This is a genomic window from Methylosinus sp. Sm6 (assembly GCF_019802345.1).
In the GTDB taxonomy this organism is placed as follows: Bacteria; Pseudomonadota; Alphaproteobacteria; order Rhizobiales; family Beijerinckiaceae; genus Methylosinus.
In genome coordinates this window covers 1-11352 of record NZ_JAINDZ010000067.1, presented here as the reverse complement: position 1 = coordinate 11352, position 11352 = coordinate 1, and the positions used below count along the sequence as shown (strand labels likewise).

9 protein-coding genes are annotated in these 11352 nt (G+C 69.8%); 5 read left to right on the top strand and 4 right to left on the bottom strand.

Features of this window, described 5'->3' with window-relative positions; genetic code table 11:
• Positions 1 to 139 precede the first annotated feature (139 nt).
• From cydB to K3F48_RS22760, 3 genes are all read left to right on the top strand, one after another.
• Positions 140 to 1282 (top strand): cytochrome d ubiquinol oxidase subunit II, encoded by a 1143-nt coding sequence (gene cydB / locus K3F48_RS22770; protein ID WP_222577731.1) that lies wholly within the window; start codon positions 140 to 142, stop codon positions 1280 to 1282.
• A gap of 34 nt (positions 1283 to 1316) precedes the next feature.
• The gene (gene cydX / locus K3F48_RS22765; protein WP_003614056.1) at positions 1317 to 1418 is read left to right on the top strand and encodes a cytochrome bd-I oxidase subunit CydX; all 102 of its coding nucleotides are present in this window, start codon (positions 1317 to 1319) and stop codon (positions 1416 to 1418) included.
• 104 nt (positions 1419 to 1522) lie between these two features.
• Positions 1523 to 1885 carry a hypothetical protein gene (locus tag K3F48_RS22760; RefSeq protein WP_222577730.1) on the top strand — a complete coding sequence of 121 codons (363 nt, stop codon included), beginning with the start codon at positions 1523 to 1525 and terminating at the stop codon, positions 1883 to 1885.
• A gap of 30 nt (positions 1886 to 1915) precedes the next feature.
• Here K3F48_RS22760 and K3F48_RS22755 read toward each other — a convergent pair whose 3' ends face one another.
• The gene (locus K3F48_RS22755) at positions 1916 to 2440 is read right to left on the bottom strand and encodes a CreA family protein (RefSeq protein ID WP_222577729.1); all 525 of its coding nucleotides are present in this window, start codon (positions 2438 to 2440) and stop codon (positions 1916 to 1918) included.
• A 197-nt stretch (positions 2441 to 2637) separates the two neighbouring features.
• Here K3F48_RS22755 and K3F48_RS22750 point away from each other — a divergent pair, with 197 nt between their 5' ends.
• Positions 2638 to 3717 carry a DUF2865 domain-containing protein gene (locus tag K3F48_RS22750; protein WP_255609653.1) on the top strand — a complete coding sequence of 360 codons (1080 nt, stop codon included), beginning with the start codon at positions 2638 to 2640 and terminating at the stop codon, positions 3715 to 3717.
• Positions 3718 to 3771: 54 nt separating this feature from the next.
• Here the strand turns inward: K3F48_RS22750 and K3F48_RS22745 are convergent, their stop codons facing one another.
• The 3 genes from K3F48_RS22745 to tsaD form a co-directional block, all read right to left on the bottom strand.
• Positions 3772 to 4761, bottom strand: a complete 990-nt coding sequence (locus tag K3F48_RS22745; protein WP_222577727.1) for an NAD(P)H-dependent glycerol-3-phosphate dehydrogenase — start codon at positions 4759 to 4761, stop codon at positions 3772 to 3774.
• 10 nt (positions 4762 to 4771) lie between these two features.
• Positions 4772 to 5314 carry a phospholipase D-like domain-containing protein gene (locus tag K3F48_RS22740; protein WP_222577726.1) on the bottom strand — a complete coding sequence of 181 codons (543 nt, stop codon included), beginning with the start codon at positions 5312 to 5314 and terminating at the stop codon, positions 4772 to 4774.
• A gap of 79 nt (positions 5315 to 5393) precedes the next feature.
• Entirely contained in the window at positions 5394 to 6455 is a 1062-nt protein-coding gene (tsaD, locus tag K3F48_RS22735) for a tRNA (adenosine(37)-N6)-threonylcarbamoyltransferase complex transferase subunit TsaD (protein WP_222577725.1), read from the bottom strand.
• 521 nt (positions 6456 to 6976) lie between these two features.
• Here tsaD and K3F48_RS22730 point away from each other — a divergent pair.
• Positions 6977 to 11323, top strand: coding sequence for a hypothetical protein (locus K3F48_RS22730; protein WP_222577724.1), 4347 nt, complete (start codon positions 6977 to 6979; stop codon positions 11321 to 11323).
• Positions 11324 to 11352: the final 29 nt, after the last annotated feature.

Sequence of the window (11352 nt, the reverse complement as noted above, 5' to 3'; positions counted from 1 at the left end):
CAATGTCATGCGCTTGTACAACCAATTTTTGTGCCGGACAGCCGTGGGACGAGCCCGGCCATGACGGCCTCCTGGAATGTGTGACTCCCTTAGCCTGTGAGGGGTGGCGCTACGGGCTTCCTCAAACGGAGACATCGACATGCCGATCGACTACGAAATTCTGCGGCTCGTCTGGTGGGCCCTGCTCGGAACCCTTCTCGCCGGCTTCGCCATTTTCGACGGATTCGATCTCGGCGTCGCCATTCTCCATCCCTTCGTCGCCCGCGCCGACACGCAGCGGCGGGTGACGCTCAATGCGATCGGCCCGGTGTGGGAGGGCAATCAGATCTGGCTGATCCTCGGCGGCGGCGCGATCTTCGCGGCGTTTCCGCAGCTCTACGCCGTGTCCTTCTCCGGCTTCTATCTCGCGATGTTCCTGGTGCTGCTCGGCCTGGTGCTGCGGCCGGCGGCGATCGTCTATCGCAGCAAGCGCGAATCGGCCGGCTGGCGGCGCGCCTGGGATTGGATCTTCTTCGTCTCCGGCCTCGTGCCGGCGCTGCTGTTCGGCGTCGCCGTCGGCAATGTTCTGCTCGGCGCGCCCTTCCGTTTCGACGAGCAGCTGCGCGTCGTCTACGAGGGCGATCTCCTCGGCCTGCTCAGCCCTTTCGCTCTGCTCTGCGGCCTCGTCTCGCTGGCGATGATCACGCTGCAGGGCGCGGCCTGGCTGGCGTTGAAGACCGACGGGCCGGTGGCCTTTCGCGCCAAGATCGCGGGGGTGATCGCGGCGCTCGCGCTGCTCGCGGCCTTCACCTTCGCCGGTTTTTGGGGCCTGCAGAATGTCGAGGGCTATGTGGTGACGAGCGCCATCGATCCGAGCGGCCCCTCCAATCCGCTGACCAAGACGGTGGCGCGCGAGGCGGGCGCCTGGCGCGCCGCCTATGAGGCGCGGCCCTGGACGATGGCGGCGCCCGCCGCCGGCCTGTTCGGCGCGACGGTCGCGCTGGTGACGATCTTTTTCGCCCCGCTCGTCGCCTTCATCGGCTCGAGCCTCGCCATCGCCGGGGTCGTCGCGACGGCCGGCTTCACCCTGTTCCCGTTCCTGCTGCCCTCGTCGATCGAGCCGAACCACGGGCTCACGCTGTGGGACGCCTCGTCGAGCCAACGCACGCTCGGCCTTATGCTCGGCGCGGTGATCGTCTTCCTGCCGATCGTGCTCGCCTATACCGCCTGGATCTACAGAGTCGTTCGCGGCAAGGTGAGCGAGGCCGCCGTGGGCGGCGCCGAGGACGACTTGCCCTACTGACGACCTGCCCTACTGACCCTTCGAGGAGCGCGCTATGTGGTATTTCTCTTGGATTCTCGGCCTCGGCCTCGCCTGCGCCTTCGGCGTCATCAACGCCATGTGGCTGGAGCTCGAGGATTACAGCGACGAGAAATGAGGGCGCCGGCGCAGGCGGCGGATTAACCCGGCCTTTACCGCAAAAGCGTAAGTTTCTCCGCGCGCGGCGAGGCGAATGAGCGCCCGCGCGAGAGGCCTTCGGTCATGCTCCCGCTCGACTTTCACCGATCCATTCTGCCGCGGATCGCCGCGCCGCTGCTCGCCGGCCTGCTGATCGCGGCCTCCCACGGCCCGCGCGCGGAGGAGCGCCTCTCGCGCGTAATCGGCTCCTCGCCGATGCGGGACACGCACGGCGTCTATATTCTGCCCGGCCATGACGGCTACGCCCTCGTCGAATGCCTCACCCTGAAGAAGGGCTGCGGCAAGGCCGTCGCCGATTCCTGGTGCGAGGCGCATGGCCATGGACCGGCGCAGGCGTTCGGCCGCGCCGACGACATCACCGGCTCGGTCGGCGCCGCCTCGGCCAGTATCGACGCCGACGCCGCCATTGTCACCTGCGGCGAGTGAGCGACGCGGGCGCGACGCGCCCGCCCGCGCTCATCTGAGGAACTCGCCGCAGCGGACCGTCTCCACCGCCCCGCCCCAGGGCTGGATCGGGACGCTGGAGGTCGAGTTCTCCGGCGAGCCTTCGATCAGCCGGTCGGAATAGGCCATATAGACGAGCGCATTGCGCTTGGCGTCGCAGCCGCGCACGATGTGCAGGCGCTTCCACAGCGCCGAGCGGCGCTCGCTGAACACCTCGTCGCCCTGGCCGAACTTCGTCTTGATGGCGACCGGACCGAACTGCCGGCAGGCCAGCGACACGTCGGAGGTCTGCTCCGCCACGCCGAACATTCCGGCGACGCCGCCCTTCTCATGGACCGTGTAATAGCAGGCGACCCCGTCGATGTCGGGGTCGTCCAGCACATAGGTCGCGAGCTTGTCGTTCGGGGTCAGCAGCTTGAAATCCGTCGACTTGCGAAAGATGAGATCCGGCCCGTCGGCGAGGGCGGGCGCCGCCCCGACGCCGGCGCAGAGGCCGATGGCGAGGACGGCTGACGACAGAAATTGAGACGGCTTCATTATGCGCGCTCCTTCGGGACGCTCGGGACATTCCCTCGCCAATGTCGTGACGCGCCTTGTTCGCGACAAGAAGCGCGCGTCAATTCCTCGTGGGAATTGATTGGTCGGACGATATGTTCGATATAGTCGCGCTCGCGACGATTTCGGCCTCGCCCCGATGCCTCTTCGTTTCTGTTCGAAAGCGCGAAATAGACCTGATGTCGCGGAAAGACACGACCGCCGGCGAGCCCGCCGCGACGAGATCGGCAGGCGACGCCGCGCCGCGCCGCCGTTCGGCCGCCGGCGCTCTGGCGCTGGCCGTCATCCTCGCCGGCCCGGCCCATGCGCAGAACCCCTATTGCGACAATCTTCGCGCGCAGATCGCCAGCGCCGAAGCGGCGCCGGGCGCCGCGCGCTATCGCGCCGCCGCCGCCAAGCAGCAGCAGGAGATCGAGCGCACGCTCGCCTACAGCCGCTCGATCGGCTGCGATCGCCAGCAGTTCCTGTTCTTCGGCGAGCCGCCGCCGCCCCAATGCGGCGCCATCCAGCGGCGCGTCGCGCAGATGCAGGCCAATCTCGGCCAACTGATGCGCGCAGGCGGCGACGGCCAGCGGCAGGCGCTCCTGGCGCGCTACGACCAGCAGTGCCGCCAGCGCGCCGCCGCCCGCCCGCGCACCTTCCTCGACGATCTGTTCGGCGGCCCCCAGGAGGAGGAGGTCCAGCCGATGCGGGAGGCGCCCTACGACCGCGAGGAGGGCGAAGCGCCGCACGGCCTCGGCGGCTCGATGGCGATATGTGTGCGCGCCTGCGACGGCGGCTTCTTCCCGATCAGCTATTCGGCCCGCAGAGCCAATCTCGAGGCGCTGTCCGATCTGTGCAAGGCGCAGTGCCCGAACGCCGAGGTCGAGCTCTATACGCGCTCGCCCTGGCGCGACATGGAGACGGCGCTGTCGATGGACGGCAAGCCCTATGGCGAGCACCCCAACGCGCTGAAATTCGCCAAGAGCTACGACCCGACTTGCAGCTGCAAGGCGCCCGGAAAGAGCTGGGCGGAGACGCTCGAAGAGGCCGAGCGCCTGCTCGCCGAGCGGCACAAGGACGAGGTGGTCACGGAAGAAAGGGCCGAGCAGCTGTCGCGCCCGGTCGCCGCGACGGCTCGCCCCGCGCCGGCCGCCCCGGCCAGCGCTCAGGCCGGCGAGCCGGCGCCGACCTCGAATCGCGCTCGCGACACTTATCGCGAGGTCGTGGGCGCCGATGGCGTGAAGCGGCGCGTGCGGGTGGTGGCGCCGACATTATGACACGCAGAAAAGGGCGAGCCCTTCTCCCGCTTGCGGGAGAAGGAGAACTCGACCTCACATCTCCGCCTTCAGCGGCCGCATCAGCAGCGTCTCGATCGCCTGATCGACATCGATCCGCCCCGCGAGAATGGCGTCGACCGCCTCCGCGATCGGAATCTCGACGCGGCGCTCTTTCGCCATCTCCACCAATGCCGCGGCGGTGAAGGCGCCTTCGGCCAGCTTGCCGCGGGCCGCGGCGAGCGGCGCCTCGCCGCTCGCCAGCGCCGCGCCGAGCGCGAAATTGCGTGATTGCGCCGAGCCGCAGGTGAGCACGAGATCGCCGAGGCCCGAAAGGCCCATCAGCGTCTCCTGCCGCACGCCGAAGCTCTTGCCGAGCCGCATCAGCTCGGCGAAGCCGCGCGCGATCAGCGCGGCGCGGGCGCTCGCGCCGAGCGCGCGGCCCTCCGCCATGCCGGCGGCGATCGCGAGCACATTCTTGGCCGCCCCGCCGAGCTCGACTCCGCGCACATCCGTGGCGCGATAGAGCCGGAAGCTGCGCGTCGACAGCAGCTCGCAGAGCCGCCGCGCCAGCTCCTCGTCCTCGGCCGCGAGAGTGACCGCGGTCGGCAGGCCGCGGCAGACGTCGGCGGCGAAGCTCGGGCCGGAGAGCACGGCGATCCGCGCTTGCGGAAGCTCCTCGCGCACGACCTCGCTCATGAAACGGCGCGAGCCGCGCTCGATCCCCTTGGCGCAAATGATGAAGACCGCGTCCGCGGCGAGATGCGGGCGCAGCCGCCGCGCGACCCCGCGCATCGCCTGCGCCGGGACGACGCCGAGCACGACGGAGGCCTCGGCGACGCATTCGAGATCGGCCCGCGGCGCGACGCCCCCCGCGAGCGGCACGCCCGGCAAATAGGCGCGGTTTTCGCGGTCGCGCGCGAGAGCGGCGATATGGTCCGGCTCATGGCCCCAGAGCGCGACGCCCGCGCGCCCCGCCGCGGCGACATTGGCGAGCGCCGTGCCCCAGGCGCCGGCGCCGAGCACGGCGATCTTCTCTTCTTTCATATCGCTCGGCTCATCTCGATCCGATCTTCTGATTGTCGGCGCGCGCCCACAGCCGCGCGAACGCCGCCTCGAACTGCGCGACCGCCGCCCGGCTCTCGATCAATATGAGGTCATTGTCCTGGAATTCCGCGCCGGATACGGAAAAATTGGCCGAGCCGCTGCGCAGCACGCGCCCATCGACCGAATAGGATTTGAGATGCATCAGATCGCGCGAGCGGCCCTTGCGGCGAATCTCGACATTGGGCGTCGCGGCGATGGCGTCGACCGCCGAGCGGGCGCGGCCGCTCTCCTCTCCGTCGATATAGACGCGCAGCCGCACGCCGCGCATGGCGGCGCGGCCGAGCGCGGCGACCAGCGCCCGGTCGGTGAGCACATAAGCGGCCATGTCGATCGATGTCTTCGCGCCGGCGATGAGCCGGTCGTCGATCGTGTCGAAGCCCTGGCTCGGTCCATAGAACACGCGCACGGCGGCGACCAGCGGCTCCTGCGCCAGCGGCCCGGCGGGCGGCGGGATGTAGAGCGTCGCCGCGGCCGCGAGGGCGAGCCGTCTCACGCGAGGCTCCCCGGAGCCCGGCGTCGTGGGGCGGCGCGCAAGCCTCCTGGCATCTGCGAATTTTTCGCGCGCATCCCGCTCACGCCTTGCCGTGATGGAGCTCGCTCGCCTGCGCGTCGAGCGGCCAGCGCGGGCGTGCGGCGAAATCGAGGTCGTTGGTGAGGCCGCGGGCGAAACGCTCGAGGCCGGCCCAGGCGACAATGGCGCCATTGTCGGAGCAGAGGGCCGGCGGCGGCGATACGAAGCGCAGCCCGGCCTCCGAGCAGAGCCGCGTCAACGCGCGGCGGATCGCGCCATTGGCTCCGACGCCGCCGCCGATCACGAGGCCGTTCGGCCGCGCGCCGCTCTGCGCGAACAGCCGCAGGCCCGAGCGCACCCGGTCGACGATCACATCGACGATCGCCGCCTGGAAGGAGGCGCACAGATCAGCGACGTCGCGCTCGGAGAGAGCTCCCAGCCGGGCGACCTCCTGGCGCACCGCGGTCTTCAGGCCGGACAGCGAGAAATCCGCGCCCTCGCGGCCGAACATCGGACGCGGGAAATCGAAGCGGCGCGGGTCGCCGGCCTCGGCGACGCGCTCCACCTGCGGTCCGCCGGGATAGGAAAGGCCGAGCATCTTCGCCACCTTGTCGAAAGCTTCGCCCGCCGCGTCGTCGACGGTCGAGCCGAGGCGCCGATAATCGCCGACGCCCTGCACCGCGACCAGCTGCGTGTGGCCGCCCGAGACCAGCAGAGCGAGATAGGGAAAGTCGAGGCGGTCGGTGAGGCGGCCGGTGAGCGCATGCGCCTCGAGATGATTGACGGCGATGAACGGCTTGTCGGCGGCGAGCGCCAGCGCCTTGGCGGCGGTGAGGCCGACCAGAATGCCGCCGATGAGCCCCGGCCCGGCGGAGGCCGCGACGGCGTCGACTCCGGAAATATCGAGGCCCGCGTTTGCGAGCGCCCGGGCGATGAGCCGGTCCAGCACATCGATATGGGCGCGGGCGGCGATCTCGGGCACGACGCCGCCATAGGCGGCATGCTGGGCGATCTGGCTCATCACCTCATTGGAGAGGATGTCGCCGCCGTCGCCGCCCATTCGCGAGGCGACGACGGCGACGGCCGTCTCGTCGCAAGTGGTTTCGATGCCGAGCACGCGCATGAACGGGTCCTTGGGTCGCGGGCGCCGGCCGAATCGGCGCGCCCGCCGAGGCGAAAGCGGCCCCAAACTATAGGCGCGCGCCGGCAAAGCAAATGGGGCGGCGGCGAGCCTCGCGCCGGCGGCGGATGGACGCGCCGGCGGCGGAGGCCGAGCGCGAGGCCGCCGCTTCGCGATGGAGATCAGATACGAGACAATCGCGCGGGCGCAAGGCTGCTCCCGGGAGCGTCCGAACCAGCATCGCCCACGACGACAGAGGTTTACGACGCCAACGCGATCCCACACCGTCAGAAGCGCACAGACTGTCGCGCCGAGTTTCGCCGCCGGGATCATCGGCTATTGGTCGCCGATCTCGCGCCCGACTGCGCCGCAACTTCGAAGTCCGCGCGACGCCGAGGCTTCAGTTGACATCCCGGCGCTTCGAAGATAGCGATTTTTTCTGGCTTTACACTGTCGTCGCTCCCGGAGAATAGCCATTGAGTCAGCCGTTTCGCCTTTCAACAGAGACGCTCGACCCTGCCGGGATGACGGTTGTCGAAGCCGTGACGCTGCTGCTCTACGCCCGCAAGGCGACGGCCAAAGACGTCCTCGAAAAAAGCGTGTTCAGCGACAATGAGCTGCTCGCTCGCTTCACGCGCGCGCGCGAGTTCGAGGAGCGCGTGCTCATTCCGCTGTCGACCGGAGAGCCCCTGCCCCATCTGGCGCGCGAACAAATTTCGCTCGAGCTCTTCTCGGCCTGGTACTCAGCGCATATGCCGTTCGAGCCCTGGGAGGCGGCCGATTTGGCCGCCTCCCAGGATTGGGCGAGCTTTTTCCGATCCTTGTTCGAGACCGGCCTGTTCCGTTCGGTGGTTCTGACCTGCGACGAGAACTCGTCGGCGATGGCCCGGGTGCGGATCGTCGCCGGGCTGGTCGAGAAGATCGCGACAGTCGAAGCCGACAGCGCGCTCGCAGCCTCGAGGACGCGGCTGAAAGCTGCCGCCGCGACCGCCCGGGAGCGGGTGTGGCGGCCCATCTCATCCGAGACGCAGGAGGCGTTGCAGCAGCTCTTCGGAGACGTCTCCCCCTGCGGCGAAACCACGGCGGGCGGCGTCATTCGTCAACTGTTGCGCTCTCCGAGCTTCAAAGAGCGGCTGCGGTGTCTGGGCAAGGGCGACCTCGCCGGCGACCCGTTCCGATGGAGGTTCGAGCCGCCCCGGCCCGACCAGCGGGAAGCGCTCGCCGAAATTTTCGAGACGCTGGCGCGCGACCATTCGCAAGCAAACGAGCGCGAATGGCTGCCCTTGCTGGATCTGGCGCTCGACGACATGAACGCCGTCGCGGCCTCGCTCGATCTCGGCAATGTGTCCGATCTCCTGCTGGCCGACGAGATCGCCCATCGCCGCGAGCCCACTTGGGCGGCGTGGCTCGCGGGCGACCGGATCGGCTACCGCTTACCCGGCTCCGAGCAGCTTTCGATCGAGATCGATGTCCTCGGCTCCCGCGGGGAGCGTCTGAACGAGACGCACCGCTCCGCTGCAGGCGCGAGCGAGGGGACGTTCGCGCGTCCTGCCGCTTCGGCGACGGACGCCATTCTGCTGGCCGTGAAGACCGGCGACGAAACGCTTCGGCTCGTGCGGCTCCAGCAGGCGCCCCCGGCGGCGCGACACGACGGCGATCCGCTCGCGCCGACACAGAGCGACGGCGCGGTCGCGGATCTGGAATCTTCGACATTCAAGGCGGCTTCCATCGAGCCATATGACCCGAAGGCGATCACGGTCGTGGAAGCCGTGACCCTGCTGTTCTATGCTCGGCGATGTTCGGAGCGAGACATCGTCGAGAAAAGCGCTTTCAGCGACGAGGAGCTGCTGGCTCGGTATGTTCGGGCGCGGGAGTTCGAGGAGCGGGTGCTGGTTCCGCTGTCGAGCGGCGAGCCGGCGCCGCATGTATTTCGCGACTATATTTCGCTGCCGCTGTTTTCGGCCTGGTATGCCGCGCATATGCCGTTCGAGCCCTGGGAGGCGGCGGAACTGGCGGCGGCGGCGGATTGGCCGAGCTTTTTTCGCGCTTTGTTCGAGACCGGCTTGTTTCGTTCGGTCGTTCTGACCTGCGAGGAGGGCTCCGCCGCGAGCGCCAGGGCGCAGGTCGTCGCCGGGCTGATCCAGAAAATCGAATTGGCCGAAGCGGCGGGCGTCCTCGGGCCGCTGCGCAAGCAGTGGAAGGCTTTGGCGCGCGCCGGCCGGGCGCGGGCCTGGCTGCCGGCGACCGAGCAATCGCGCGGGGCGCTGCAGCGGCTGTTCGGCGACGTCGCCTCGCCGTGCCAGGCGTCGACGGTCGGCGGCGTCATTCGGCAGCTGCTGCGCTCGGAACAATTCGGGGCGCTGCTGCGGCGGCTGCGCGCCGGCGAGTTCGCCGACGCCCCGCAATGGCGGTTCGAGCCGCCGCGCCGCGACCAGCGCGAGGCGCTCGGCGAGATTTTCACGACGCTGCCGGCCGAAGAGTCGGATGCGAGGGGGCGCAGCTGGCTGCAATTGCTGGACAAGGCGCTCGACGACCTCGAGGTCGTCGCCGGCTCGCTGGACCTCGCCGACGCCTCCGATCTGCTGCTCGCCGACGAGATCGCCCGCCGCCGCGAGCCGCGTTGGCAGGCGAGCATCGCGGGCGATGCGATCGCCTTCCGCTTTCCCGGCGCGGAGCAGGGCTCGCTCGAGATCGACCTGCTCGGCGCGCGCGAGGAGCAACTGAACGAGACGCCGCTCCGCCTCGCCGGCGTGAGCGAGGGGACGATCCCGCGTCCGGCCTCGCCGGTCCCCGCCGTCGCGGAGGGCGACATCGCCGATGGCGATGCGCCGGAAACTGCGCCGGAGACGGTCCCTCTGCTGCTCGCCGTCAGGCTCGGCGACGACGCGCTCCGGCTCGTGCGGCTCGAGCCGGGCGCGCACGCCGCCCCCGCCACAGCGCGCCACGACAGCTTCGAGCTGCTCTCGGCGCGCCTCGCGGGAAGCGTGGTCCGCGTCGAGATCGCAGGCCCGGAGCCCTTGCCGAAGGAACTCTTCTTCTCGTCGAACGACGTGCTCGTGTGGCTCGACGGCGCGCCCCTGCCCGCGCCTGCGGACGCGCAGGACGTCCCCGCGGCTCCCGCGCCGGACGGCCGCGCGACGCGCCGCTATTTCGGAGCGGGCGCCTTCGCGAGCGGTCCCGACGCCGGACCGGCTGGCTTTTGCGTGGCGACCGACCGCGCGCTCTCGATCCGCATCGAGGGCGAGGGCGTCGAGCTCGCCGTCGCCGCCGACGATGTCGCTTTTTCCGCTCCCCGCCTCGAAGCCGGGCATATCGCCGGCTGGGCCTTCGCGCCCGAATGGGCGGCGCATCCCCAGCGCGTCACCGTCACCGCCCGGGCGAGCGATCCCGAACGCGGCTTCGGCGAGCGGTCCTTCGCCCAAGCGCTCGGCCAGCCGAGCCCGGAGCCTGCCCTCGACTTCGGCCGCTTCGCCGAGAAGGCGGGCTATCGCATCGCACTGCCCGCCTATCTGCTCGACGGCGAGCCCTATCTGCTGAGCGCCGAGATCGGGTCCGCAAGTCAGAAGCGCCTTTTCGCGCAGCTCGAGTTCCGCGCCACCGATGAATTTCTCGCCGAGCAGATCGCGCAGGCGGAGAGCGGCAAGGATCTGGAGACGCTGCTCGTCGCCATCGCCGAGGCCGGCCGCGGCGCGGCGATCGCGCAATTCTACGCGCGCCCGGCAAAGCTCGCCGACAAAATGAGCGAGACGGCGCATATCAGGATCTTGGCGACGCTCGTCGTCAAGCGCCCGGCCGCCGTCGAGGACGAGGCGATCCGCCGCACGCTCGACGCCTGCTGGCGGTCGCTGCTCGCCGATCCCAAGCAGCTCGCGAGCTTCGTGACCGCGGCGATGCAGGCCTCGCTGTCGGGGACGGGCGGCAATGACGCCGCGCGCTTTCCGCTGCAGCCGATGATCGACAGCCTCGTCGATCTGCTGCTGATGAGCGAGAAGCTGTCGCCGCTCGACGCCGACACCTATAGCGCGCGCGTCGCCAATGCGCTCGCCTATCGCCGGATCGGCGTCGCCCGCGGCGTCGGCGAGCGCGCGCGGCGCAAGCATCCGACCAATCCGGCGGTGCTGGCCGAGGTCGGGCGGCTCGCCTGGGCGCTGGGCCAGACCGAGGACGCCAAGGCCTATGCGCTGGCGGCGCTGAAGGCGAAGGCCGGCTTCGGCAAGGCGCAAATGCTGCTCGCCCGCACGCTCGTCGACGAGGACCGGCCGCTCGACGCCGTCTCCATCGTCACCAATGGCGCCGGCCTCTCCGCCGCGGCGGCGGTTCCGGCGTCCTATGAGGTGTCGCAGATCGCCGCGCGCCTGGATTGGCGCGGCTTTTCGGCCGACAGCGCCGCGGCCGCCGGCAAGGAGACGGTGGCGGAGACGCTGGCGCGCTCGGCGGATATCCACGGCGGCGGCGAGGAGGCGCGGTCGTTCTCCGTGTTCTTCGTCGGCAAGACGCCGTCGGAGATGCGGGCTCACCAGGCGTTCGTGGCCTACGGCGACTCTTGCGTCACCGTCTCGCCGCTCGAGGGCGAGGACATATCGATCGCGCCAGCGGTGAGCGAGTGGGCGGCGTTCATGTTCGACGACGCCTGGGCGGCGGAGCGGCTGCAGGCGATCTTCAGGCAGTTGCGCCCGTTCGAGCTCGTCGTGCGGCTGGTGGTCGCGGGCAAGGCGGCGGCGGTAGAGACGCCGGCGTTCAAGACGCGCGGGCTGATCGTCAAATCGGACATTCTCGGCGCGTTCGGCAGCTGCACGCTCGAGCAATTCGTCGCGGCGGCGGAGCGCCGGCTGAAGGTGAAGACGATCCTGATGCGGGAGCAGCCGCTATGACCTTGCGCATGCCGATCGCGATCATGTCG

Excerpts from the sequence above, each read along its gene's own strand:
- cydX (WP_003614056.1), top strand. The coding sequence starts at position 1,317 with ATGTGGTATTTCTCTTGGATTCTCGGCCTCGGCCTCGCCTGCGCCTTC.
- K3F48_RS22745 (WP_222577727.1), bottom strand. The coding sequence starts at position 4,761 with ATGAAAGAAGAGAAGATCGCCGTGCTCGGCGCCGGCGCCTGGGGCACG.
- K3F48_RS22755 (WP_222577729.1), bottom strand. The coding sequence starts at position 2,440 with ATGAAGCCGTCTCAATTTCTGTCGTCAGCCGTCCTCGCCATCGGCCTC.
- K3F48_RS22750 (WP_255609653.1), top strand. The coding sequence starts at position 2,638 with ATGTCGCGGAAAGACACGACCGCCGGCGAGCCCGCCGCGACGAGATCG.
- tsaD (WP_222577725.1), bottom strand. The coding sequence starts at position 6,455 with ATGCGCGTGCTCGGCATCGAAACCACTTGCGACGAGACGGCCGTCGCC.
- K3F48_RS22730 (WP_222577724.1), top strand. The coding sequence starts at position 6,977 with ATGACGGTTGTCGAAGCCGTGACGCTGCTGCTCTACGCCCGCAAGGCG.
- cydB (WP_222577731.1), top strand. The coding sequence starts at position 140 with ATGCCGATCGACTACGAAATTCTGCGGCTCGTCTGGTGGGCCCTGCTC.
- K3F48_RS22760 (WP_222577730.1), top strand. The coding sequence starts at position 1,523 with ATGCTCCCGCTCGACTTTCACCGATCCATTCTGCCGCGGATCGCCGCG.